The sequence below is a fragment of the Arthrobacter sp. FW306-2-2C-D06B genome, from assembly GCF_021789175.1.
GTDB lineage: Bacteria > Actinomycetota > Actinomycetes > Actinomycetales > Micrococcaceae > Arthrobacter.
The window spans coordinates 3,247,157-3,270,204 of record NZ_CP084560.1 but is presented as its reverse complement, the minus strand read 5'-3'; the positions used below and the strand labels follow the sequence as shown (position 1 = coordinate 3,270,204).

23 protein-coding genes and 1 riboswitch are annotated in these 23,048 nt (G+C 63.2%); of the genes, 8 read left to right on the top strand and 15 right to left on the bottom strand.

Annotation, left to right across the window (positions count from 1 at the left end):
* Nucleotides 1-6: 6 nt before the first annotated feature.
* The gene (locus LFT47_RS15205; protein WP_236812039.1) at nucleotides 7-888 is read left to right on the top strand and encodes a hypothetical protein; all 882 of its coding nucleotides are present in this window, start codon (nucleotides 7-9) and stop codon (nucleotides 886-888) included.
* Between the two features lie 31 nt (nucleotides 889-919).
* The gene (locus LFT47_RS15200) at nucleotides 920-1,303 is read left to right on the top strand and encodes a twin-arginine translocase TatA/TatE family subunit (RefSeq protein WP_236812038.1); all 384 of its coding nucleotides are present in this window, start codon (nucleotides 920-922) and stop codon (nucleotides 1,301-1,303) included.
* Nucleotides 1,304-1,308: 5 nt separating this feature from the next.
* Here LFT47_RS15200 and LFT47_RS15195 read toward each other — a convergent pair whose 3' ends face one another.
* Genes LFT47_RS15195 through LFT47_RS15185 form a run of 3 tightly spaced genes read right to left on the bottom strand, consistent with a single transcriptional unit; the run spans nucleotide 1,309 to nucleotide 4,425 of the window.
* Complete coding sequence (locus LFT47_RS15195; RefSeq protein ID WP_236812036.1) at nucleotides 1,309-2,436, bottom strand: Mrp/NBP35 family ATP-binding protein; 1,128 nt, start codon at nucleotides 2,434-2,436, stop codon at nucleotides 1,309-1,311.
* 11 nt (nucleotides 2,437-2,447) lie between these two features.
* Nucleotides 2,448-3,092 (bottom strand): DUF1003 domain-containing protein, encoded by a 645-nt coding sequence (locus LFT47_RS15190; protein ID WP_236818617.1) that lies wholly within the window; start codon nucleotides 3,090-3,092, stop codon nucleotides 2,448-2,450.
* A 49-nt stretch (nucleotides 3,093-3,141) separates the two neighbouring features.
* Entirely contained in the window at nucleotides 3,142-4,425 is a 1,284-nt protein-coding gene (locus LFT47_RS15185) for a magnesium transporter MgtE N-terminal domain-containing protein (RefSeq protein WP_236812034.1), read from the bottom strand.
* Nucleotides 4,426-4,501: 76 nt separating this feature from the next.
* Here LFT47_RS15185 and LFT47_RS15180 point away from each other — a divergent pair, with 76 nt between their 5' ends.
* Entirely contained in the window at nucleotides 4,502-5,329 is an 828-nt protein-coding gene (locus LFT47_RS15180) for a general stress protein (protein ID WP_236812032.1), read from the top strand.
* Here the strand turns inward: LFT47_RS15180 and LFT47_RS15175 are convergent, their stop codons facing one another.
* The 5 genes from LFT47_RS15175 to LFT47_RS15155 form a co-directional block, all read right to left on the bottom strand.
* On the bottom strand, nucleotides 5,330-6,352 hold the full coding sequence (locus tag LFT47_RS15175; RefSeq protein ID WP_236812030.1) for a HesA/MoeB/ThiF family protein: 1,023 nt from the start codon (nucleotides 6,350-6,352) through the stop codon (nucleotides 5,330-5,332). It lies immediately after the preceding gene.
* 83 nt (nucleotides 6,353-6,435) lie between these two features.
* Nucleotides 6,436-8,919: an FtsX-like permease family protein gene (locus LFT47_RS15170; RefSeq protein ID WP_236812027.1), complete on the bottom strand. Its 2,484-nt coding sequence runs from the start codon at nucleotides 8,917-8,919 to the stop codon at nucleotides 6,436-6,438.
* Nucleotides 8,876-9,658 carry an ABC transporter ATP-binding protein gene (locus tag LFT47_RS15165; RefSeq protein ID WP_236812025.1) on the bottom strand — a complete coding sequence of 261 codons (783 nt, stop codon included), beginning with the start codon at nucleotides 9,656-9,658 and terminating at the stop codon, nucleotides 8,876-8,878. The genes LFT47_RS15170 and LFT47_RS15165 overlap by 44 nt, the downstream gene beginning before the upstream one ends.
* Nucleotides 9,655-10,593 (bottom strand): lysophospholipid acyltransferase family protein, encoded by a 939-nt coding sequence (locus tag LFT47_RS15160; RefSeq protein ID WP_236812023.1) that lies wholly within the window; start codon nucleotides 10,591-10,593, stop codon nucleotides 9,655-9,657. Before LFT47_RS15160 ends, LFT47_RS15165 begins: the two co-directional genes overlap by 4 nt.
* A gap of 535 nt (nucleotides 10,594-11,128) precedes the next feature.
* Complete coding sequence (locus LFT47_RS15155) at nucleotides 11,129-12,712, bottom strand: aminopeptidase P family protein (protein WP_236812022.1); 1,584 nt, start codon at nucleotides 12,710-12,712, stop codon at nucleotides 11,129-11,131.
* An 80-nt stretch (nucleotides 12,713-12,792) separates the two neighbouring features.
* Here LFT47_RS15155 and LFT47_RS15150 point away from each other — a divergent pair, with 80 nt between their 5' ends.
* Nucleotides 12,793-13,638 (top strand): PHP domain-containing protein, encoded by an 846-nt coding sequence (locus LFT47_RS15150; protein ID WP_236812021.1) that lies wholly within the window; start codon nucleotides 12,793-12,795, stop codon nucleotides 13,636-13,638.
* On the opposite strand, the gene LFT47_RS15145 is transcribed toward LFT47_RS15150, so the two are convergent.
* From LFT47_RS15145 to thiE, 4 genes are all read right to left on the bottom strand, one after another.
* Nucleotides 13,635-14,498, bottom strand: a complete 864-nt coding sequence (locus LFT47_RS15145) for a DNA-methyltransferase (RefSeq protein WP_236812020.1) — start codon at nucleotides 14,496-14,498, stop codon at nucleotides 13,635-13,637. The two genes, LFT47_RS15150 and LFT47_RS15145, sit on opposite strands and share 4 nt — an antisense overlap.
* A gap of 8 nt (nucleotides 14,499-14,506) precedes the next feature.
* Nucleotides 14,507-16,216, bottom strand: a complete 1,710-nt coding sequence (locus tag LFT47_RS15140) for a DEAD/DEAH box helicase (RefSeq protein WP_236812019.1) — start codon at nucleotides 16,214-16,216, stop codon at nucleotides 14,507-14,509.
* 288 nt (nucleotides 16,217-16,504) lie between these two features.
* Complete coding sequence (locus LFT47_RS15135; protein ID WP_236812018.1) at nucleotides 16,505-18,025, bottom strand: RNB domain-containing ribonuclease; 1,521 nt, start codon at nucleotides 18,023-18,025, stop codon at nucleotides 16,505-16,507.
* A gap of 37 nt (nucleotides 18,026-18,062) precedes the next feature.
* Nucleotides 18,063-18,752 (bottom strand): thiamine phosphate synthase, encoded by a 690-nt coding sequence (gene thiE / locus LFT47_RS15130; RefSeq protein ID WP_236812016.1) that lies wholly within the window; start codon nucleotides 18,750-18,752, stop codon nucleotides 18,063-18,065.
* A gap of 26 nt (nucleotides 18,753-18,778) precedes the next feature.
* Nucleotides 18,779-18,898, top strand: a riboswitch (TPP riboswitch).
* Between thiE and thiO the strand changes: the two genes are divergently transcribed.
* The 4 genes from thiO (at nucleotide 18,890) to LFT47_RS15110 (ending at nucleotide 21,630) form a co-directional block, all read left to right on the top strand.
* The gene (gene thiO / locus LFT47_RS15125) at nucleotides 18,890-20,194 is read left to right on the top strand and encodes a glycine oxidase ThiO (protein ID WP_236812015.1); all 1,305 of its coding nucleotides are present in this window, start codon (nucleotides 18,890-18,892) and stop codon (nucleotides 20,192-20,194) included. Its footprint overlaps the riboswitch before it by 9 nt.
* On the top strand, nucleotides 20,191-20,427 hold the full coding sequence (gene thiS / locus LFT47_RS15120) for a sulfur carrier protein ThiS (protein WP_236812013.1): 237 nt from the start codon (nucleotides 20,191-20,193) through the stop codon (nucleotides 20,425-20,427). Before thiO ends, thiS begins: the two co-directional genes overlap by 4 nt.
* Nucleotides 20,428-20,430: 3 nt before the next feature.
* On the top strand, nucleotides 20,431-21,237 hold the full coding sequence (locus tag LFT47_RS15115; RefSeq protein WP_272909586.1) for a thiazole synthase: 807 nt from the start codon (nucleotides 20,431-20,433) through the stop codon (nucleotides 21,235-21,237).
* A gap of 60 nt (nucleotides 21,238-21,297) precedes the next feature.
* The gene (locus LFT47_RS15110; protein ID WP_236812011.1) at nucleotides 21,298-21,630 is read left to right on the top strand and encodes a 4a-hydroxytetrahydrobiopterin dehydratase; all 333 of its coding nucleotides are present in this window, start codon (nucleotides 21,298-21,300) and stop codon (nucleotides 21,628-21,630) included.
* 67 nt (nucleotides 21,631-21,697) lie between these two features.
* On the opposite strand, the gene LFT47_RS15105 is transcribed toward LFT47_RS15110, so the two are convergent.
* The 3 genes from LFT47_RS15105 to LFT47_RS15095 are packed head-to-tail and all read right to left on the bottom strand — an operon-like array spanning nucleotide 21,698 to nucleotide 22,968.
* Complete coding sequence (locus tag LFT47_RS15105) at nucleotides 21,698-22,000, bottom strand: hypothetical protein (RefSeq protein WP_236812009.1); 303 nt, start codon at nucleotides 21,998-22,000, stop codon at nucleotides 21,698-21,700.
* Nucleotides 22,001-22,036: 36 nt separating this feature from the next.
* The gene (locus tag LFT47_RS15100) at nucleotides 22,037-22,261 is read right to left on the bottom strand and encodes a DUF3107 domain-containing protein (RefSeq protein WP_059387503.1); all 225 of its coding nucleotides are present in this window, start codon (nucleotides 22,259-22,261) and stop codon (nucleotides 22,037-22,039) included.
* A 50-nt stretch (nucleotides 22,262-22,311) separates the two neighbouring features.
* Entirely contained in the window at nucleotides 22,312-22,968 is a 657-nt protein-coding gene (locus LFT47_RS15095) for a TetR/AcrR family transcriptional regulator (protein WP_442863402.1), read from the bottom strand.
* Nucleotides 22,969-23,048 lie beyond the last annotated feature (80 nt).

Sequence of the window (23,048 nt, the reverse complement as noted above, 5' to 3'; positions counted from 1 at the left end):
GGTGGTTTGACCCGGGGAAGTGTCCGGCACAGCCGCGCCCCGGGCCACCTGCAGGAATGCTCTGATTGCCACGCCGCGGTCCTGCGGGAGCGCCAGTACCTGGAACGGCTTCGCCGTGCCGCCGTTCCGGAGGCAAGCCAGGATTTCACCAACAGGTTGATCGAACAGACCCAGCGGTTGGCGCAATCCGATTTTCCTGAGCGCCCTGTGCCCCAGCGAAGTGTGTGGCACGGTATCCGGCTTGCCAGCGCCGCGGCCGGCGGACTCGCCGTGAGCGCCGGAATCCTGGCGGTTGCTGCCTACGCGGTCGGCGGTGAAGTTGCGCCGCAGGCCTCGAACCACGGAGAGCAGGAAGTCCGGACGCTGGTGAGTTCAACCGTGCCCGGAAACGCCGGAGAGCAGCTCCCCGTGACTGGTGCGCAGTTGAGTCTGCCCGCGAGCGTCGCCGGGACGGTGAGCCTGAGCGAGCAGCAGTTGTCCGAGCTGCGGAGAGACGGCTGGGCATGTCCCGAAATGGCGAGCATAGGATACCACGTGGTTTCCGCCCGGGCCTTGATGCAGGACGGGCATCCCGCCGTTGAGCTGCACCTCAGCGACGGTGACCACCATGCCACCCTGGTGGAGCAGCACTTGGAGGGCAGCGGAACTTCGGGAACCCAACTGTCCATCACCCAGGGGGCCCCGTGGCAGGCCGTCTATTCCTCGCCGGTGGCCGTGCTGCGATACTCCTCCGACATGCCTGCCAATCAGGCTGCGGGAGCCGTTCCTGAGCTCGTGAAAGCGGGCGATTCGCTGGTGGTCTCCCGGCCCGCCGAAAACAGCCCCGAGACCTGGAATGAGCGGCTGCAACGGGGACTCCATGCCCTGGCGGGCCTCGCAGGTTTCTGAGCGGACCAACGGACAAGGTAATCTTCGATACGTGTTTGGAATCAATGGCTCGGAGTTTCTCATCCTGCTGATCATCGGCGTCATCGTGATCGGCCCCAGCCGTTTGCCTGAATACACGCGGAAGCTGACGAACCTGGTCAAGGAGTTGCGGCGCATGGCGTCCGGTGCCCGCGAGCAGATCAAGGAAGAAGTCGGCATCGACATAGATGAAGTCGACTGGAAGAAGTATGACCCGCGCCAGTACGATCCACGTCGGATCATCAAGGAAGCACTGCTCGACGACGACACGAAGCCCGTCAGCGACGGCGCGCCTGTTGCCGTGGCAACCGTGGAGACCCCGACGAAGGTTCCCGAGCGCGTTGTTGAACGGCTTTCCATTGGTGAAAAGGCGCCCTTCGACGCTGAGGCCACCTAGAAGAGCTATTTCGGCTGGATCCCGAGGGACATTCCGGCGAGGCCGCGCGGCTTGGCGTTGAGCTTTCCCGCGATGCCCTGAAGTGCCTGTGCGGCGGCCGTCTCCGGCGCCGTCAACACTACGGGACGGCCCGCGTCTCCGCCTTCGCGCAGAAGGATGTCCAGGGGGATCTGTCCCAACAGCGGAACGTCGGTCCCGACGGCGGCGCTCAACCGCTCAGCCAGCACCCGCCCGCCGCCGCTTCCGAACAATTCCATCCTGCCGCCGTCGGGCATTTCCAGGAAGGACATGTTCTCGACGACTCCGGCAAGCTTCTGGCCGGTCTGCGTTGCGATGGTTCCGGCTCTCTCGGCAACATCCGCCGCTGCGGCCTGCGGGGTGGTCACCACGAGGATTTCCGCGTTGGGAAGCAACTGCGCCACCGAGATGGCGATGTCGCCCGTGCCTGGCGGAAGATCCAGGAACAGGGCATCCAGATCGCCGAAATAGACATCCGTGAGGAATTGCTCCAGGGCACGGTGCAGCATGGGTCCCCGCCAGGCCACAGCCTTGTTACCGGAAACAAACATGCCAATGGAGATCACTTTCACGCCGAAAGCCACGGGGGGGAGGATCATGTCGTCCACCCGTGTGGGCTGTTGCGTGATTCCCATGAGCGCCGGGACGGAGAAGCCGTGGACGTCGGCGTCGACGATTCCCACGCGCAGCCCCTGCGCAGCAAGGGCGCACGCGAGGTTGACCGTTACCGAGGACTTTCCCACGCCGCCCTTGCCACTCGCCACGGCGAAGACCTTCGTCAGGGAACCCGGTTCGTTGAAGGGGATTCCGCGTTGTCCCCCTGCGCCTCTCAGCTGTTCCTTGAGTGCGTCGCGCTGCGCTTGTGTCATGACCTTGAGCTCGACTTCGACGCCCGCCACGCCCGGAACCCCCGTAAGGGCAGCCGTGGCGTCGGCCGTGATCGTCTCACGCAGGGGGCAGCCGGCGATGGTCAGCAGCACCACAACCCGGACGGTTCCGTCCGGACGGGCCTCTACCGAATCCAGCATCCCCAACTCAGTGATGGGCCGGCGGAGTTCGGGATCGATGACGGTTGCCAAGGCAGCGTTGAGGGCCTCGACAGATGGTGTGCTCATGGGGTGGATGTTCAGCTTTCGGGCTGGGTGGGAGGACTTGAGTGACGCGCCGGCGAAGTGCCGACTGCCGAGAGGTCGGGGGCAGATTGCTCCGCGTTGGAATGGGCCGGATGGACCTTGGGAATCTGTTGCGTGGGGGGATTGCGCTGTTTATTGCGCTTGTCCTTGATTTTGTCCTTGGCTTTCTCGCCGTTGTTGGAGCCGCCGGAATTGTTCGGACCCAACTCCTCCTGCGCTTCGAGCAGATCTGACAGGAGCGAGCGGAGTTCTGCACGTACGTAGTCCCTGGTGGCGACCTCGCGCAAGGCGATGCGAAGAGCCGCGACCTCACGGGTCAGGTATTCGGTGTCAGCCAGATTGCGCTCGTCTCGGGCGCGGTCCTGCTCGATTGTCACGCGGTCCCTGTCGTCCTGGCGGTTCTGGGCCAACAGGATCAGGGGTGCGGCGTAGGAGGCCTGCGTGGAGAAGAAGAGATTCAGGAGGATGAACGGGTAGGGATCCCATTGGAAGCCGAACAAGCCAATAACGTTGAACGCGATCCAGACGATCACGAAGATCGTCATGTAGAACAGGAAATTCGCCGTACCCATGTATCGGGCGAAGCGCTCGGCAAATCGGCCGAAGGCATCGGGATCGCTGCCGAAGTTCGGCAGCATGCGGGAACGTAGCTCGAGCGGGGTGTCCAGTCCTCCGCTGGTGGGCTTCTCAGCCAATTCGGCCTCCTAGTTTCCTGATCGGGGCTCCGTCTTCGTGGGTTCGCCAGTCGTCCGGGAGCAAATGGTCCAAGAGGTCGTCAACAGTCACCGCCCCTACGAGGCGACCGGCGCTATTCACGACCGGGAGGGAGTTGAGGTTATAGGAGGCCATGGTGTGGCTGACCTCGCTGACGCTGGCGTGATCGGAAACCGGCTCCAGGTTCTTGTCCACGATGCTGCCCAGCTGTTCGGGCGGGGCGCTCCGGAGCAATTGCTGGATATGCACGACGCCGAGGAATCGGCCCGTCGGGGTCTCCAGCGGCGGGCGGCAGATAAAGATAGCAGAGGCCAGGGCGGGGGAGAGTTCCTCGCTGCGCACGTGGGCGAGAGCCTCAGCGACGGTGGCTTCGGGGGGAAGGATGACGGGAACCGGGGTCATGAGGCCGCCGGCGGTGTCTTCGTCATACTGCAGGAGCCGGCGCACGTCGTCGGCCTCATCGGGCTCCATGAGGAGCAGCAGTTCCTCGGCCTTCGCGGAAGGAAGGTCTGCCAACAGGTCTGCGGCGTCGTCCGGGTCCATCTCTTCCAGCACGTCCGCTGCGCGTTCGTTGTCCAGGGCGGACAAGAGCGTCACCTGGTCCTCTTCCGGCAATTCCTGGAGAACGTCCGCGAGGCGTTCGTCCTGGAGCTCGCTGGCCACTTCGATCCGTCGCTTGTCCGACATCTCCTGGAGTGCGTCGGCAAAGTCGGCCGGTTTGAGGTCCTCGTGGGTCGCAACGAAGTGGCTGGCGCCTTGGGGATCGTTCTCGGAGCCCTGCAGCGTGTCCGCCCAGTCCACCAGGAGGGTGTGACCGCGGCGCAGCCCCCGCAGCCTGGAGGTAGAGGTGCCGCGTCGAATGAAGAGTTTGGAGACCAGCCAGTCACCGTTGCGCTGCTGATCCATGGCGATGTCTTCGATGATGGCATCGCCGCTGCCGTCCTTGAGGGTCACCTTGCGATCGAAGAGCTCGCCGACCACCAGCTGCTCGGCACCGCGTTGCTGGAAGCGGCGCAGATTGACGAGCCCGGTGCAGATGATCTGGCTCTGGTCCATGGACGTCAGCCTCGTCATGGGAACGAAGACGCGCTTCTTGCCCGGAACTTCGACGACGATACCCACTGCGTGCGGGGCCCCGCGCAGGCCGCGCGAGAGCACCACGACATCGCGCAGCCGGCCCAGGCGATCGCCGAGCGGGTCGAAAACGTCGAGGCCGAGCAAGCGCGCAACAAAGATGCGTGAAGGATTTGTGCTCACCCTTACAGGCTACCGAGTCTGCTCTCTTTTAGCTGAATTTCAGCCGGTTCACATGTGTATGGGACAGAATGGGGGTATGGCGAACATTTTCGGTGCCCCTAAGGCCACGGAGGAATCCCGCAGCGTCCCCAAGGGCGACACCGTGGGCTCTTACACTTCCTATCTCGATGCCCAGAAGGCGGTGGATTATCTTGCCGACCAGCAGTTCCCCGTCCAGCATGTCTCCATTGTCGGAAACGACCTCAAAATGGTGGAACGGGTAACGGGACGGCTCAGCTACCCGCGGGTCGCTTTGTCCGGCGCCCTGAGCGGTATGTGGTTCGGCCTGTTCGTGGGCGTCATGCTTTCGTTCTTTACCCCGGCCGGGGGGCCCTTCTCGATTGTGACCTCGGTCCTCATGGGTGCGGCATTCTTCATGCTCTTCGGGATTGTCACCTACGCTGCGCAGCGCGGGAAGCGGGACTTCACCTCCACCAGCCAGGTAGTTGCGACGAACTATGACGTCATTGTCGCGTTGGAGGCATCCCACGAAGCCCGACGTCTCCTTCACCAATTGCCGATGAATCCTTCCGAGGCAGCCTTCGGCCGGCCGCCGCAGGCATACACGCCGCAGGACTACCGGAACCCGCCGGCCCATCCAGGTGCACCCCAGGGCCCGGCCCCGGAACGTCCGGCGTCATGGCAGGACCCCTATGGCCAGCGCGGACCCGAAGCCGGACAGGGTACGGGCGGCGAACCCGCCCAGCCTGTTGCGGATGCCCCGGCCCCGGCCGCGGCCGCGCGGCCAACCGCCGGCGTCCGCTACCCGGACCTTCCCGACGGCCGGCCGCAGTACGGTGTGCGGGTGAACGAGACCGGAAACGGCGAGCAGGCCGCCAACGGTGAGGATCCGGCGAAGCAGTAGTTATTGCTGGGCCTCACACCTGCAATCTGGAAGGCCTGCGAGCTTTCGGACGCGCCAGTCCAAGGTGAACAGCTCGAGTTCCCGCACCTGCCCGGACAACGCAAGCGGCAACCCGAGCAGGATCCGCATGGCCTCCCAGGCTGCCAGATTCGCTACCAAGCCCGAAATGGCTGCGGTGCTTCCGCCGCTCCTCGTCCGTCCCTTGAGCGGAAGGAAATTGGAGCGGCTGTGATCGTTCATGGTCTGTGCGCGAATGCATTGCCAGCACACCGTCTGTCCAGGGATGATGCTGGTGCCGGGCACCCCCAGGTTTCCGCCATATGCGCCACCGACAATGTGGGGAACGCGCGCTTCCATCGCGGCTTCAGCGATGATATCCGAGATGACGACGACGTCGGGCTCATCGGCGCATCCGACCACCAGGCTGGCATCCCTTAGCGCCGATTCGAGATCTGCTGCTGCAACCACTCGATGACGGTTCGCCGTGACCTGAAGGTTCTCGTCTATCGACGTGAACCGTTCGGCGGAGACGTCCACCTTAGCCAAGCCTAGGTCGCCCGGCTGAAATAGGATCTGCCGGTTCAAGTTTGTGAGTTCTACAATGTCCGGATCGAAAATCTCAATTCTGCCGATGCCTGCGGCGACAAGGGATTGCAGTAGCCAGGTCCCGGTCCCGCCGACTCCCACGACCACGACTTTCGAAGTACGGAGTCTTTCCTGCAGTTGAGTCGGCGAGCTAGCAAGGGAAAACGTGGATGCGAACTCCTGGAACAGCCTCTCTTGACGTTCGAACCTGTTTGCGTTCAAATACTCCGGCTGCGGGTATCTATCAAAGAGGCGCTCGGTTTCCATGATGGCCAGGACGTTTTCAAGCGATTTGCGACTGAACCCGGCACTTCCTTCGAGGATCGATTCGATCCTCTCGATGGAATTCAACCCGTCAAGCAACGGGATCAACTCGATCACAAACGGGGATACGTCGAATTCAAGGACCCTGAGTTCCATGGTACAAATGAACTGCATTCGACAATCGCGGTTGAATACCAGAACGCTGTCCCGCAGTCTCAACGGGCGGCAGCCGGTCTTCGCTCCTCCTCTATCGGCCATTACTCGGCCCTCAGGGCCGCTACAGGCTCTATTCGAGCCGCCCTGCGGCTCGGTCCTATCGCCGCCATGCACAATGCAGTCAAGGTGACAATTGCGATTCCACTGAATGCCAGGACGGAAACAGTCGCGCTCAGCGTCACTCCGAGTGCCCCGGCGACAAGCCGGGTCAGTATCCACCCAGCCAACTGACCAACGAGAAGTCCCGAAGCAAGCGCCGCGATTCCAATCAAGATCGCGTCAACGGCAACGAGCCTCGTTATGTCGCCCCGGGTGGCACCAATCGCGCGCAACATCCCGAACTCTTTCTCCCGACGAGCGACGCCGATCGAGAACAGGCCGGCCGCGCCGATCGCGCCGAGACTGAGCGCAAGCACCACGATGCCGAAGGCGGCTCCGGCGTAGGAGCCGAGCTCTGATTCTGCGCGCTCCTTCATTTTGGCGGCTGTGATCACCGAGACGCCAGGGATGTCGGCAACTGAATCGGCGATCGTGTCCCGGAGCGCTGTGACGTCGACACCCGGTCTCGCTTCTACATTCCAGCCATTGGATCCGGTAATTCCGAGCTCGGCTGCCGCGTCGCGACTCATCACCACCTGATTCCCTGTTGCCAAGGACGCATACGTCCCGACAAGGCGAAGCTGGAGGGTCTTACCCGCCCGATCCAATCTGACGTAGTCGCCCAAGGAAATATCGCGGCTGGCGGCGAGAGCTTCAGGAATGATGACCGCGCCGCCCTTTTTGAGGGCAACGGGCGCAGATCCGTCACTTCCTTGGCGCCATGGAAGCTGAGCAGTGGCGAAGTAGCTATTTGGATCGACAGCCAGGATTGCAACCTGGGTCGTGGAGCCTTGGAACTGCAACGCCGCGTGATCCCAAACTGTGTCCGAAACCCGGTTGATCATCTCAATGGACCCCAAGCGTTTGTCCAGTTTCTCGGTGATGGGCGTCGTGGACGATATTTGAATGTCGGCCCCGAATTGACGGCCAATCTGCTCCATCATGGCGCTCCGTACGGAGCCGACCCCGATCACAAGGGCCGTACCCAGGCAGACGACAATCCCCATGATGGCCGTCGTGGAGTCGAGGGATGCGTGTTTGCGCAGGCGCTGAGCCGCAGCCTTCCCTGTCCATCCTTTGAAGATCTGCAGCCTGGTGCAGGCGATGAGAACTGACGGAGCAAGGAGTCCCGCGGCGGCCAGCGATATGACGAAGCCAACGAGCTTCACGACAATGGAGTCAAGCCAGTAGCTGCCGGCTCCGAATACGAGGAGCATGATGCCGAGGGCGACGCGGAATCTCGTTGAAGACCTGCGCTCTGCGTCTTCAGGCGAGATAGCCGTAAGAGGGGCCTGGCGCAGCACTTTCATTATGGCCCGGGCCGCCCCGGCGCAGCCCGCGGCGACGCCGCTCAGAATGGCAAGCAGAACTTGCCAAAGTTCGACCGCAATGGTTGTTGGAGGTATGTTGCCGATCGACGATAGCCCTTGGTTGAGGATCCAGCTGACACCAAACCCAAGCCCCAGCCCGACCATCGAGCACGCGAACGCGAGCGTCAGTGCCTCATAAAAGACGGCGCCCGCCAGCCAGGAACCGCGGGCGCCGGCAGCGCGCATGACACCATAAGTCAGCCGACGGGCATTTACGACGGACTGGAAGGCCGTCGCTGAGAGCAGGATCGAGATGCCCAGTACGGTGCCGGAGGCGATCATCAAGATGAGTGAAACAACCGCGAGGAGGGGGCCGAGGGTCGAATTGAAGGCAGAAGTGTCCTGTACTTTGAACTGAGGAGGCAGGCTGGACGAATACTCGCTCTGCCAGCGTTCAGCGGAGTTTCCGGCCGTCAGCTGGATGTCGACCCTTGATACCTGGCCTTGTTGCTTGAATATCATCTGGGCGTACGACAAATCGACGAAAATATTGTCGTACGCCAACGGACCAAGAACCTTGCCATTGAACACCCCTACGATTCGCAGTTGCGTGGTAGCGTCGCTCGACGCGACCACCAGCGAATCGCCTACGTCCACGCCTAAACGCGAAGCCACGTCAGACGGAACCAGTGCCTCAGGCTTGTTTACGGCAGGGAGCCGTCCCCGTAGCTCAAGCCTCATGAGTTGAAACTCAGAGTTGAACGTAGTGGGGTAACCCGTAACCGTCAGCGGGCGGCCTGTTCCGACGGTTCCCGCAGGCCGGACGCTCGAATTTCGTGCCAGAGTCGGGATCGGCGTCGCAACGCCAGGGAGCTCCGCCAAGGCCTTCACTGCGCTCTCCGGGACCGTGGTCCCGGGAATAGCAGGGACCACGGCGAAGTCGCCAATGCCTGATAGCGAGCCAACTCCTTGCGAGATCTGGTCGTTGATGCTCTTAGATGTGAGGAGAGTGCCGAAAATGAGCGCTACGCCGAACACCAGCGCAACCGCTGCGACTCCATATCGTGGAAAATCAAAGCGAAGTTGCCGCAAACCACGAGCGAACGCGCTCATCATGGTGAGAATCTCCCTCCCGAGGTGGTCCGTTGAGGGTCAGGTCAAGTTGATCAACGATCTTCCCGTCCCGCAGCGCGATGATCCGGTCGGCGTAACTCGCAGCATATGGATCATGGGTGACGATCAGCCCGGTCGTGCGACGACCGTCTCCGATCGCGTCGCGAATCAGATGGAGAACAATATCCCTATTCCCGGAGTCGAGGCTTCCCGTCGGCTCATCGGCCAGGACGACGCCAGGAGCCCCGAATAGCGCTCGACCTACGGCGACCCGCTGACGTTGCCCGCCTGACAATTGATCGGGAAACCTATCGGCATATTCAAACAGTCCCAGCTGATCGAGCAGCACCAGAGCGTCTGCTCGCCAACGAAAGCCTTTTTGACAGGAAACAATCGATGACAATCCGACGTTCTCCACCACTGTCATGCTTGGAACAAGATGAAATGCCTGGAAAATGAATCCAATATTCTCTCGCCGGAAGATTGTCTTCTGTTTTTCATCCATCCCGGAGACCCGGAGTCCTGCTACGTCTATGCTCCCCGCAGTCGGCGAATCGATCCCCCCGACCAATTGGAGCAGGGTTGACTTGCCGGATCCAGATGGGCCAATGACGGCAACAAGTTCACCCGACCGGATCTCGAGTTCATCAATTTCTAGCGCAGTTTTCTCGTTTCCGGCACCGTCGTCATAGAGGCGACGAACGCCTTTGAGAGAAATGGCGGGAAGAGGGGCAACAGTCATGATTCGATGGCCCATACCTGGGGTAGCATCCGGTCAAATTCGAACCACATTTCCCATTCTCCGACGTCGCCGGCGAGAAGCTCGGACTCAATGACATCCCAAACGGCCAGGAGGGAGCGGCGACGTTCATCGGGAGATGCCGGCGGTGGTATGGCAGGGTGGTATTTGAGTCGAAAGCGCCCGTCGCCGATAGCCCTGAGGGTGAGTGGGACCATAGGGGCACCCGAAACATGGCTCAGGACAATCGGACCGGTGGGAGCCATGATGGTTGTTCCCAAGAAGGGAATTCGGGCGTGGTGCTCATCCACTCCACGAGGGTCCAGTTCAGGGAACATGGAGAAGATCCTGCCCTCACGCAGGGCGGCCAGGCCAGAGCGCATCGCCGATGTGCTCCCGAGCCGGATCCCGCGGAAGTCCAAATCAGGAAAGGACGCTGCGTGGATCTCGTCAAAATTCATTCGGTTGTAGAGCGTCGTCGTCGGCATTTCATAAGCGAGCATGGGAATGGCGGCATATGAGGGTCCCAGATGCAGCGGGAGAGCGATTACCCCTCTGCCACTGGACGCCGCCTCGTGAAGGTGATGGCGCCCATCGACGGTCACAACGTCCCGAAACAGGGTCTCAGTGTCTTTCATCCACAGATTGATGAAAGTCGATTCAAACTGCAGCTTCGGTCCGTATTCAGCAAAGCTCGTGGCGTGCAACTCCTTGTCAAACCGATCAAGCCCAGGGACAGCATTCATGAAATCCAGGGCCCGGGCCTTCAAGAGTGCGAAATTGTCTATGTCAGGTTGGTTTGCCCGGTAGATGGGCCGATCAAGCGCGTCTAGCTCCTTCATAAGGTTCCACGCGCCAACTGGACCTGCAGCTTGGATCGCCTCATAGAAATTCTTGTGCTTCGGAAAGTCGAAAATATTGAACAGTGGCAAGCGCACGCTGCCCCCCAAATTCAGTGTTGTTCGTATCTTGCTATCTCACTTGGTTCGTTGGTGGCGATACACAAGCCCCGCCACCAACGAACCGAGCGCTAGATCAGGTGCACATGCACCCGCTGCTACAGGCCAGGGTGGCTTCCGCCTCCAGCACATCTTCTGAGATCATCTCCATGTGTGTTCACCTCCTCGCTTTGACCGATTCGAAGATGGAGAAAATGCCATTTCACAGCGTGGCAACAGCACCAAACGGGGGATCGACTATCGGTGCTGCGCCTAGGAGGAGGGTACAAGTGCCGAAGGGCGTCTCCGTGTGGATTTCGCCAATCTCAGTGGTCAAAACGGCAAATCTCAGTGTAAAAAACCCGAAATTAAGTGGTCGGTGCCCCGCGTCTACGTGTTTGAACGCGCCAGCAGGACATGGCACAGGAGCATCTGCTCATCACGGCCAGTCACGCTACGAGGACGGCGCAAAGCAAAAGAGGAGGGCTACCGGAAAAGTATCCGGTAGCCCTCCTCGTGCGTTTTGCTTCAGTTGTTAGGCTTCGGCGTCCTGGTAGATGCCCGCCATCCAGGACTCGACGTCGTCGGCCTTGCGGGGGAGGGCAGCGCTGAGGTTGACGGGACCGTCTGCCGTCATCAGGATGTCGTCCTCGATCCGGACTCCGATTCCTCGGTATTCCTCCGGAATGGCGAGGTCCTCGTCCTTGAAGTAGAGCCCGGGTTCGATGGTGAAGACCATTCCCTCGGTGAGTACGCCGTCCAAGTAGAGATCACGCTTGGCCTGGGCACAGTCGTGGACGTCCAGCCCAAGGTGATGGCTGGTGCCGTGTGGCATCCAGCGGCGGTGCTGCTGGCCTTCGGTGCTGATGGCTTCCTCCACGGAGACCGGCAGCAGTCCCCACTCGGCAAGGCGCTCTGCGAGGACCGTGGTGGCGGCGGTGTGGATGTCGCGGAACTTCACGCCCGGCTGGGCTGCGGCGAATCCGGCGTCGGCTGCGTCAAGGACGGCTTCATAGACCTTCCGCTGGACGTCCGAGAACTTTCCGTTGGCGGGAATGGTACGCGTGACGTCGGCTGTGTAGAGGGAATCTGCCTCCACACCGGCGTCGAGCAGCACGAGCTCTCCGGCGTTGACCCTGCCGGTGTTCCGGGTCCAGTGCAGCACGGTGGCGTTGTTTCCTGCGGCCGCGATGGTGTCGTAGCCGAGCTCGTTGCCTTCCTCGCGGGCACGTGCGAAGAAGGCGCCTTCGATGACGCGTTCGCCGCGGTGGTGGGTCATGGCGCGGGGGAGGGCGCGGACAACGTCGGCGAAACCCTCCACCGTCGCAGACACGGCGATCTTCATTTGCTCGACTTCCCAAGCGTCCTTGAGCAAGCGCAGCTCGGAGAGCGCCTCGCTGAGCAGTTCGTCGAGGGCATCGAGTTCGCCGAGGTCCAGGTTTTCCGGATCCTTGGCTGTGTTGTAGCGGGCGGTGTCCACGAGGGCATCGATGTTCTCGTCGACTTTGCGGACCAGGCGGATGGAGATGCCGCCGATTTCCGGGGCACCCACGTTTTTGGTGATGGCCATCTCGAGTTCGTCGATGTGCGCGGTCCTGAGCCCGAGTCGCGCTTCGAATTCGCTGAGCGTCGGGCGCGCGCCGATCCAGAACTCACCGGAACGCGAGTCGGCGTAGAACTGTTCCGTGTCCCGGCCGGCCAGCGGACGGAAGTAGAGCGTCGCGAGGTGGTTGCCGCCGTCGTCGCCGGTTCCCTCCTCGACGGGTTCCAGGACCAGCACGGCATCGGGCTCGTGGTCCAGGCCCAGGCCCGTGAGGTGGGCAAAGCCGGAGTGGGGGCGGAAGCGGTAGTCGCAATCGTTCGAGCGGACCTTGAGCGGGCCCGCCGGTACGACGAGGCGTAGGCCAGCGAACTTGTCGGAGATGGCCCGACGACGCGTGGCGGCATGGTCGGCGACGGCGTCACGCGCAGGGGTCACCTGCGGCGCCGGCGCCCAATTGCTGGCCATGAAAGCCTTGAAGGCATCGGATGTGGGCCGCTGGGAGCGGTTGTTGACGCGCTCCTCCAGGGGCTGGGAGGCTGTGGTTTCACCGTTTTGGGTGTTATCTGCATCGTTCACCGTCCAATCGTCCCATCAAGGCCGACACTAGGCCAACGCCGAAACGGTCCAAGCCGTCCCCAATCAAATACGCTTGGAAAGTGAAGATCGACCTGCACGCGCACTCCAATGTTTCCGACGGGACCGAGGCTCCCGCGGGAGTGATCGCTTCCGCATCAGCTGCGGGTCTGGATGTGGTGGCCTTGACCGACCACGATTCCACTGACGGATGGGAGCAGGCCTCGGTCGCAGCCCGCGAATTCGGAGTGGCTTTCGTTCCGGGGATAGAGATCTCGTGCCGCACCCGGGAGGGGATCAGCGTCCATCTGCTCAGCTATCTCCACGATCCCGCACATCCCGGCCTGCTCGAGGAAATCACCAAGGCGAAAGACGCGAGGCTCACCCGCGCTAAACGGATGGTCACGCTCCTGGCCGAGGATTACCCCTTGAGCTGGGACGATGTCATCCATCATGTGGCTCCGGGTGCCACTGTGGGCCGGCCCCACATCGCCGACGCCCTCGTGGCGGCCGGTGCGGTGGCGAGCCGCTCCGAGGCGTTCACCGCGATCCTGACTTCGCATTCGCGCTATTTCGTGCAGCACTACGCACCGGACCCGGCGCTCGCCGTCGAGCTCGTCCGGTCGGCGGGCGGTGTCCCCGTCTTCGCGCATCCGGTGGCCTCGGCCCGCGGCCGGGTGGTCGGGGAGCGGACTTACCGTGAAATGATCGACGCAGGCCTCCTGGGCCTGGAAGTGGAGCACCGCGATAACCCCGAGGAAGGCCGCGTGTTCCTGCGGCGCCTGGCTGCCGAACACGGGTTGTTCATGACCGGATCGTCCGACTACCACGGGACCGGCAAGCCCAATCTGCTCGGGGAGAACCTGACCTCGCCCGATGTCCTGGCCCGCATCGAGGAGCTGGGCACGGGTAGTTCAGTGGTCCGTTAGACGGGGTAGAAGGTGGCCTTGCCGTCCAGGCGCTTCCGCATCACGTCGATGGCCGGGGCGTTCTGGTCCACGCACACGAACCTGCGCTCAAGCTTCGCCGCGACTGAACCAAGGGTTCCTGAGCCCGCGAAGAAGTCGAGGCACCAGTCTCCCGGCCGGCTCGATGCCGTGACGATGCGCCGGACCAGGCCTTCGGGCTTCTGCGTCGGGTAGCCAGTCTTTTCCTTGCCGGTCGGGGAAACGATGGTGTGCCACCAGACGTCCGTCGGAAGCTTCCCAAGTTCGCGTTTGGCCGGCGTCACGAGGCCCGGCGCCATGTACGGCTCACGGTCGACCTCGGCGTTGTCGAAGTGGTACTTGGCAGGGTTCTTGACGTACACGAGGATGTTGTCGTGCTTGGTGGGCCAACGGTTCTTGGCGCGTGCGCCGTAGTCGTAGGCCCAGATGATCTCGTTCAGGAAGCACTCCCGGCCGAAGATCGAGTCAAGCATGACCTTGGCATAGTGCACTTCGCGGTAGTCCAGATGCAGGTACAGGGTGCCGTCGTCGGCGAGCAGGCGCCAGGCCTCCACGAGCCGGGGTTCCAGGAAGGACCAATAGTCGCTGAAGGCGTCGTCGTAGCGGTGCAGGGCGCCCTTGATGGTGTCATAGGAGCGTCCCTTGAATCCGACGCGGTCGCCGTCGCCGTCGGCGTTGCGGACCATGCGCGTTTCCTGGCGGCTCTGGACCCGGCCCGTATTGAAGGGCGGGTCCACGTAAATCAGTGTGAAGGCGCCGTCCGGCAGCGTCGGGAGGAAATCCGCGTTGTCCGCGTGAACCACCAAATTGCTGCCGTCCGGCGCCCAAACAGTGTCAGTCATCGAGGCCGTTAAGCCTCGGTGCTCTCGCCGGATGCACCGGAAGCGGACACCACTTCGCCGTTGCGGCGGCGGGTGCGGGAACGGCGTGCGCGGGACGGCTTGTCCGCGCCCTCGTCGGACTGTGCCTGCCGGGATTGGGGCTCGGCAGACTGAACTGAACCTTCAGCGGGGGCTGCGTCGCCTTCGGAAGTACGACGGCGGCGGGTGCGGTTGCGTCCGCCGTCACCGTCTCCTTCACGGGACGGAGCGTCGCCGGACTTGGGACCGCGGCGTGCACCTTCACGGCCGCCATCGCGGCCCGTGCGTCCACGACCGGAATCGCCGCCGGAACGGGAGTTCTTCTTGCCGGTCTCGCCCAGGTCTTCCAGGACCTCAGCGTCGACGCCCGCGAGGGTGCGCTTGTCGCGGGGCAGGCGGCCCTTGGTGCCCGCGGGGATGTCCAGTTCCTCGAAAAGGTGCGGCGACGAGGAGTAGGTTTCCACCGGCTCCGGGTAGCTCAGGCCCAGCGCCTTGTTGATCAGGCCCCAGCGCGGCATGTCGTCCCAATCGACGAACGTCACGGCCGTGCCCTTGTTGCCTGCGCGGCCGGTGCGGCCAACGCGGTGCAAGTAGATCTTTTCGTCTTCGACGCACTGGTAGTTGATCACGTGCGTGACGTCATCGACGTCGATGCCGCGGGCGGCGACGTCGGTGGCCACGAGGACGTCCACCTTGTTGTTGCGGAAGGCGCGGAGGGCCTGCTCGCGGGCACCCTGGCCCAGGTCACCGTGGATGGCGGCGGCCGCGAAGCCGCGGTCCACGAGTTCCTCGGCAACCTTGGCCGCGGTGCGCTTGGTCTTGGTGAAGATGATGGTCCGGCCGCGGCCGCGGGCCTGCAGAATGCGGGCGACAACCTCGACCTTGTCCATGCTGTGGGCGCGGTAGATGAGCTGCCGGATGTCCCGCTTGGTCAGGCCCTCGTCGTCCGGGTCGGCGGCACGGATGTGCGTGGGCTGCGTCATGTAACGGCGCGCCATGGCGATGACCGGGCCAGGCATGGTGGCCGAGAAGAGCAGGGTCTGGCGGACGGCGGGTGTGCCGGCAATCAGGGTCTCGACGTCCGGAAGGAAGCCGAGGTCAAGCATCTCGTCTGCTTCGTCGAGAATCACCATGCGAACGTTCTTGAGGTTCAGGTGCTTCTGCTTGTACAGGTCGATCAGACGGCCGGGCGTGCCGACAACAACTTCGACGCCCTTTTGCAAGGCTTCGATCTGGGGCTCGTAAGCGCGGCCGCCATAGATGGTGGCGATGCGGGCGTTGCGCTTCCGGGACGCCGTCTGGAGGTCGTTGGCCACCTGAACGGCGAGTTCGCGGGTAGGCACAATCACGAGGGCCTGGGGTGCACCCGGGACAGCGAGCTTGTCGTGCCCGGCGTCGTCCGGTCCGACAACGCGCTGCAGCGCCGGAATGCCGAAGCCGAGAGTCTTTCCGGTACCGGTCTTGGCCTGGCCGATGATGTCGTGACCGCCTAGGGCGACCGGGAGCGTCATGGACTGGATGGGAAACGGGTGGGTGATTCCGGCGTCGGCGAGGGATTCGACGATGTCGGCGCGGACGTTGTAGTCGGCGAAGGTCTTTTCTGCGATCTCGTGGGGTGTTTCGTCCGAGGAAATGGTTTCCTCGGGTTCGATCGTTTCGGTTCCGTCTGTCAGAACTTCATGGGTGTGCAATTCACTCACAGTGGAGTTTTCCTTATTCATTTGGGCTGCGCTGCGTGCTCAACGGTTGTGGCAGGGCCGTTCCGGAGCACGGATGGGCGCAAGCAAATCCAGTGGAAGCCGATCGCGGGCTATCTAAATACTGGCACTGGGGACCAGCTGGTGTATCTCAAGATCGCGTAGGGGCGGGCTTGTTGATGTCAAAAAATTAACTGAATCAACGACCGGGCATCCATTACTACTCACCCAGTCTAGCGTCTGGGGGCGATAATCCCCGGATCCCGGTCCCGGGCCCGCGAATGGAGTGTGCTACGGGATCAGTTCGAAGGTGATTTGGCGGGTGGCAATATCCGCGTCAAGCAGTTTCACCCGGACTTTCGTGCCGGACTCCATTTCGCCGTCGCAGCGAGCGGTGACCGCCGGCTCGGCGATCTGGACGATGCCGTAAGGGCCGTGCGGGGCTCCGTTCCCATTGCCGTTGCCGTTGTTGCCGTTGCCGTTGGCGCTGTTCCCGTTGCCGTTTCCGTTGTTCTTGGCGGGTTTCGATCCGGAAATCACTACGGCGTCGAATTCCTGTCCGATGTGGTTCACCAGGAGGGCTGCCTCCACCGTGTCCAAGGCCAGGCGCTCCATTTTGGCGGCAAGCTGGTCGGATGACGCCATGATCTCGGGCAGGCTCGGCAAAGCACGCCGGGCCCATGCAGGGATCTCAGTTCCATTGCTCAATGCTTCGCAGATGACCAGCACGAAACGATCGACAAGCCGGCGCAACGGCGCGGTGGTGTGGGCATACGGTGCCCCGATGGCTGACTGCATGACGCTGCCCGGCACCTCGCCGTCGAAAGGCGTATAGCCGGCACCACGGAAAAGCAGCCCCGCTGAATGGAGGATGGCGAGTTGCCGGGGGTCCTTTGCGTCGAGGGTCCGGAGGTACTCTCCATAGCTGGTCCCCTCGGTCCAGGGTTTCCCGAGTGCCCCCGTTTGCCGTTTGAAATGGAGCAGCGAGCGCTCGTCGGGGGCCGGCATGGTGCGCAAAATCCCCACTTTGCCGTCGAGCATCAACTGGGCGGCAGCCATCCCCGTCATGAGCGAGATCTGGGCGTTCCAGTCCTCCACCGGCAGCGAGGGAGCGGCGACGATCCTGTACCCCTCGCCGTCGGGCAGTTGGACGATTTCCTGCTCAGGCATGTTCAGGCTTGCCCCGCCGCGGCGGCGTTCGAGTTCCACCCGCTTGAGCCCGACTTCCTTCAGCAACTGCAGGACGGGATCAGCCGTTCCGGAATCAATCTCCCGCTGCACGCCCTTGTAGTTGAGCTTGGCGCGGCTTCGTACGCTTGCCCGGCGCACGGAGACGGTGCGGAACTCCGCCTCGGCATCGAGTTCGAAGTCCCACACGAACGCGCCGCACGTCTGGCCGGCCAGCAAGCTCCCGGCATGCTCGCTGATGATCTCGGGGTGCAGCGGGATGCGGCCGTCCGGGGCGTAGTACGTTTGCCCGCGGCGGCGGGTCTCGGCGTCGAGAGCGCCTCCCGGGGGCACAAAGGAAGGCACATCCGAGATGGCGTAGAGAACCCTGTAACCATCGCCGGACCTGTCAATGAAGAGGGCCTGGTCGAGATCCGTGGAAGAAGCCGGGTCGATCGTGATGAACGGAACGTCCGTGAAGTCCTGCGCCGGCAGGGTGTGTCCGGAAACCGCGGCTTCGGCGTCCCGCAGCGCTTCAGCGGGATAACCTGCGGGCAGCTCGAGTTCAGTCCGAAGCGCCGCCAGCGCTTCCGCGAGCTGGTTCGACGTTTCACTGACATTCGGGGCTAACCGCTGATGTGACACGAAAGTCAGGGTAACTCCAAAATCTTCCGGAGTCTCGCTAGGCCGCCGCTGCGTCCAAGGCATCCAGGAGTGCCCGGGCTGCCGCCGTCGGATCCTCCGCCTCAGTGATGGCGCGAACCACCACGATGCGGCTCGCGCCGGCCTGCACGACCTCTTCCACGTTGCCGAGATCGATCCCGCCGATCGCAAACCAAGGGAGCACGACGCCCCCGACGGTCTCTTCGTCTGCCTGCTTCACCGCGTTGGCAGCGTACTTCACCAGATCGAGCCCGACGGCGGAGCGCCCCGGCTTCGTGGGGGTGGCCCACACCGGCCCGACGCAGAAGTAGTCCAGGCCGCTGCGGCCAGGCGATGCGGCGATGGCGGCGTCAATCTGCTCCGGCGTGTGCGTGGAGAGGCCGATGATGGTGGGGTCGTGGAGCAGCTTCCGGGCCGAGCGCAGCGGAATGTCCTTTTGGCCGATATGGAAAACAGGTGCGCCCGAGAGGGAAGCTACGTCCGCCCGGTCGTTGACTGCCCAGAGACGGCCGTGACGGTGTGCCACGGATTGCAGGATCGCCAGGAGTTCGAGTTCTTCTGCCGCTTCAATCGTCTTGTCACGCAGCTGGATGATGTCCACGCCGCCCTCGAATGCGGCATCGACAAACTGCTCAAAATCACCTTGTTGCTTGCGGGCGTCGGTGCACAGGTAAAGGCGGGCGGTGGTGTGGACATCGTGCTGGGTCATGGAAACAGAGTAGTTCCTCTAAACTGGGCTGGTACCGCGGGAGCCGCGGCGGCAGTCACAATCGCCGCGCGGCTGAGAGGGCTTCAGCGCCGACCGCTTGACCTGATCCGGCTAGTACCGGCGTAGGGAAGGACTCCATGGACGAAGTAAACACCCAGCACGAACCGCTGCGCGCGGATGTCGCGGTGATCGGGGGCGGTGTCATTGGCCTCGGCATCGCGTGGGAAGCCCGCAGGTCCGGCCGTTCGGTTGTCCTCATCGATCCCGCACCGGCCAGCGGCGCTACGTTCGCGGCGGCGGGCATGTTGGCACCCGTCAGTGAACTGCACTACCAGGAAGAGGACCTCCTGGAGCTCATGCTCGAATCGTCGGCGTTGTGGCCGGACTTCGAACGCAATGTGACCGGCTCAAGGGCCGGACTCAGCACGGGTTACCGCACGACGCCGACCCTCGCCGTCGGTGCGGACGCCGCGGACCGCCGGGCGCTCGCCGATCTCCGGGACGTCCAGCTGGCCAACGGCCTCGTGGTGGAATCCGTGCCGTTGCGCGAGGCGCGGGAGCGTGAGCCGTTGCTGAGCCCGCAGATTTCCTGTGCCTACGACATTCCTGGCGACCACCAAGTGGATCCGCGCCGGCTTTCAGCCGCGATCCTGGGCGCGCTGGCAGACCACCAGCCCGGCGATTCGAGCTGGATTCCGGGCGCCGAGGACGGTTTTGCGGTCCAGGAAACTGCGGCGGGCCTCCTGTGGGAGGACGGGCGCGTCGTGGGGGCTGTGATGGACTCGGGCATCAACGTGCTCGCCACGGAAACGGTGGTTGCCAACGGGCTGAATGCCGCCCGCTTGGACGGCCTGCCGGATGGGTTGTCACTCGCGTTGCGTCCGGTGTATGGCGACATACTGCGTTTGCGCGTCCCGGAGCAATTGCAACCGTTGGTCACCGCTACGGTTCGCGGAATGGTGCGCGGAGTGCCCGTGTATATCGTCCCTCGCGACGACGGGACCGTGGTGATCGGCGCGACGCAGCGCGAAGGCGGCTTGTCGGCGTCCGGGGGATCGGCCAATCCGGTGTCGGCCGGCGGCGTGTACCAATTGCTCCGCGACGCCCAGGTACTGGTTCCGGCTGTCGCAGAACTGGAACTCCTGGAAGCGACTGCTCGTGCCCGTCCGGGCACTCCGGACAACGCACCGCTGCTCGGCCGCGTGGAAGGGCGTGAAGGAACTGTGCCCGGCCTCATCGTGGCCAGCGGTTTCTTCCGCCACGGCGTGCTCCTCACTCCGGCAGCGGCGAAGATCTGCCTCGGACTCATGGACGGCACCGCGGATCCCCGTTGGAACAAGTTCCGCCCGGACCGCTTCTCCCGCCAGCTTTCGGCGGCACGGGCCTCAACAGACGGCCCATCGGCCGGTACCTCAAATCCCCTTCCGAAGGACCACGCATGAACATCAAATTGAACGGTGCAGACCACACGCTGAGCGACGACGCGTCTGTCACCACCCTCGTCAGCCACATCACCGGACGTGTTGTGGACCCCAGCGGCCAGGCGGCCGACGGACGCAAGATCGGCGTCGCCGTCGCGCGCAATTCCGAAGTGGTGCCACGCAGCCAGTGGGCTGCCACCGCGCTCGCAGAGGGCGACGAACTCGAAATCGTTACCGCAGTACAGGGAGGCTGAACCATGACCACAGCAAGCACACACGAAGTAAGCACCCACACCGACGCCCTGGTGATCGACGGCGTCGAGTTCGGCTCGCGCCTCATCATGGGGACCGGCGGAGCCCCGAGCCTGGACGGCCTGGGGGCAGCGTTGCTGGCCTCCGGCACCGAACTCACCACCGTTGCCATGCGGAGGTACTCACCGACGGAAACAGGTTCGCTTTTCCAGTTGCTCGTGGACCATGGCATCCGTGTCCTGCCCAACACAGCCGGCTGTTTTACCTCCAAGGACGCTGTCATGACAGCCGAGCTTGCCCGGGAGGCGCTGGAAACGGATTGGGTGAAGCTCGAGGTCATCGCCGACGAACAGACGCTGCTGCCTGATGCCGTGGAGCTCGTGGATGCAACGGAGAAGCTGGTGGACCGCGGCTTCAAGGTCTTCGCGTACACCAACGACGACCCCGTGTTGGCGCTTCGCCTGGAAAACCTCGGAGCCACGGCGGTGATGCCCTTGGGCGCGCCTATCGGCACCGGCCTGGGCATCCTGAATCCCCACAACATCGAGCTGATTGTGTCCCGCGCATCAGTGCCGGTAGTGCTCGACGCCGGCATCGGCACAGCGTCCGACGCCGCACTCGCCATGGAGCTCGGTTGCGACGCAGTGCTGCTGGCAACCGCGGTCACCCGTGCGCAGAACCCGGTAAAGATGGGCGAAGCCTTCAAACACGCTGTCATCGCCGGTAGGCTGGCGAAGCAGGCCGGCCGCATCCCGCGCCGGGAACACGCCCTGGCCTCCTCGGCGATGGAAGGCCGGGCCGAGTTCCTCTAGCGGCCTACGCTGGCTGCTTCGGGGATTCCTGCGAATTCCACGTCAGCGAAGGAGCGCCCCATGGCCGGCAAGGATGACATGCTCACGAAGTCCGAGATCGACGACGCCCTGGCGGAGCTGCCGGACTGGCGGTACCGCCAGGGCGACCTAGTCACGGTCTACAAATGCCCGACGTCGGCTGCCGCGCTCGAACTGATTGCCGCCGTCGGGCGCATCGCCGAACAGCAGAACCATCACCCGGACCTGGACTGGCGGTACAACCGGGTGTTCATCCGGTACACCTCCCACGATGCCGGGAGTGAGGTGACCCGTCGCGACGTCCGGGCGGCCACGAGCGCCAGCGAAGCAGCGGCGGAAGTGGGGGCAGTGGCCAAACCCGAAGCCACACCATGAGCCGGACTTGTTGTTGGAACCGCAGCGCCAGCTAGAGTCGCAGCGCCGGCTAGAGCCGCAGCGCCAGCTAGAGTCGCAGCGCCGCGGTCAGCTGGGCGGTGTCGTGCCGGGTCCGATGGCGACCCAGGAACTTGGAGGCCACCGCGGCAGCCACGGTGCCCAGGAGGATGGGCAGCACCCACGGGATCCACGTCACGCCAGGCTGGTAGCCAAAGCCAAGTTGGATGAAGATCATCCAACTCAGCATGGCGACGGCCACCGAAACGCCGGCGGGCAGGGTGATTCCGTACGTGCCACGGTGTTTGTCAGTTCCCCAGACGATGAAGCCTGAGGCGATGGTGGCTAGCGCCACGATGACAAGTGAGAGCATGCGGACTCCTGGCTCGCTGGTGTTCTTGCGTCTTGCTTAGAGGGCTCCGAAGCCGACCCGGCGTACTTCCTCGGCGCCGATCTCCACGTATCCGAGGACGTTGCCGGGAACGATGACCTGACGGCCCTTTTCGTCGGTCAGGCGCAGGTCCGTGCCGTTGGCAATGGCCTCGCTCACGATCTTGGCAACAGCCTCGGCATCGAGAGCGGACTCAAGCGCGATCTCACGGCCAACATTCTGAATGCCGATCTTTACTTCCACAGCGGGGCCTCCCAGCCAATCAAAAAATTACTCAGTCCTCTATTTGTAGTCTAGGACTCTTTCGGGAAGCGACTGATTCCGCGCCAAGCTAAACGGTAGATCAGGTCGCTGGCGACATCGAGGTCCAAATCGCCGTCGGTTTCGAGCCAGTACCGGGCGCTGACCTGCGCCATTCCTGCCAGGCCCCGGCCGAGCAACTGGGCCTCCAGAAGGGGCAGCTTGGTGTCTTCGGCGATGACCTTGGCGACGGCGTCGGCGAAGGTGCGGTTGAAAGTCTCCAGTCGCGAGCTGACATCCGGGTCATTGATGAGATCGGATTCGAAGACGAGCCGGTGGGCTTGGTCATCGCCCGCGATGAAACGGTAGTAGGCGCGCATGACGGCCTGGACGCGTTCCTTGTTGTCCGACGTCGAATTCAGCGCCGTGAGCATTTGGTCCGTGAGCATGGCCAGGTGGCTGTCGAGGAGGGCCATGTAAAGCTCCCGCTTGGACGGGAAGTGTTGGTACAACACCGGCTTGCTGACGTGGGCGGTCTCGGCGATTTCGTCCATCGCTGCACCGTGGAAGCCGTTGGCAACGAAGACTTCCAATGCGGCGTTCAGGAGCTGGGCCCGGCGCTCATCGCGTGGCAGCCTCGCCGAGCGTGAGGAACCGGTCCGATCTTGCCTGACCTGCGCCTCCTGTTTGATACGTGCACTCTCAGCCACTTGTCTGCCGCCTTTCCTTTGCAGTTATGACCACAATACTGCGCAGTAATATGACCGGGCGGCAGCGGCAGGCATACTTT

Bases quoted from the DNA above. Each gene is read 5' to 3' on its own strand.
- LFT47_RS15170 (WP_236812027.1), bottom strand. From the start codon at position 8,919: ATGATGAGCGCGTTCGCTCGTGGTTTGCGGCAACTTCGCTTTGATTTT.
- LFT47_RS15105 (WP_236812009.1), bottom strand. From the start codon at position 22,000: ATGCTCTCACTTGTCATCGTGGCGCTAGCCACCATCGCCTCAGGCTTC.
- thiE (WP_236812016.1), bottom strand. From the start codon at position 18,752: ATGACCCAGCACGATGTCCACACCACCGCCCGCCTTTACCTGTGCACC.
- LFT47_RS15180 (WP_236812032.1), top strand. From the start codon at position 4,502: ATGGCGAACATTTTCGGTGCCCCTAAGGCCACGGAGGAATCCCGCAGC.
- thiO (WP_236812015.1), top strand. From the start codon at position 18,890: ATGGACGAAGTAAACACCCAGCACGAACCGCTGCGCGCGGATGTCGCG.
- LFT47_RS15190 (WP_236818617.1), bottom strand. From the start codon at position 3,092: ATGCTGCCGAACTTCGGCAGCGATCCCGATGCCTTCGGCCGATTTGCC.
- LFT47_RS15175 (WP_236812030.1), bottom strand. From the start codon at position 6,352: ATGCAGTTCATTTGTACCATGGAACTCAGGGTCCTTGAATTCGACGTA.
- LFT47_RS15115 (WP_272909586.1), top strand. From the start codon at position 20,431: ATGACCACAGCAAGCACACACGAAGTAAGCACCCACACCGACGCCCTG.
- LFT47_RS15165 (WP_236812025.1), bottom strand. From the start codon at position 9,658: ATGACTGTTGCCCCTCTTCCCGCCATTTCTCTCAAAGGCGTTCGTCGC.
- LFT47_RS15195 (WP_236812036.1), bottom strand. From the start codon at position 2,436: ATGAGCACACCATCTGTCGAGGCCCTCAACGCTGCCTTGGCAACCGTC.
- thiS (WP_236812013.1), top strand. From the start codon at position 20,191: ATGAACATCAAATTGAACGGTGCAGACCACACGCTGAGCGACGACGCG.
- LFT47_RS15110 (WP_236812011.1), top strand. From the start codon at position 21,298: ATGGCCGGCAAGGATGACATGCTCACGAAGTCCGAGATCGACGACGCC.
- LFT47_RS15145 (WP_236812020.1), bottom strand. From the start codon at position 14,498: ATGACTGACACTGTTTGGGCGCCGGACGGCAGCAATTTGGTGGTTCAC.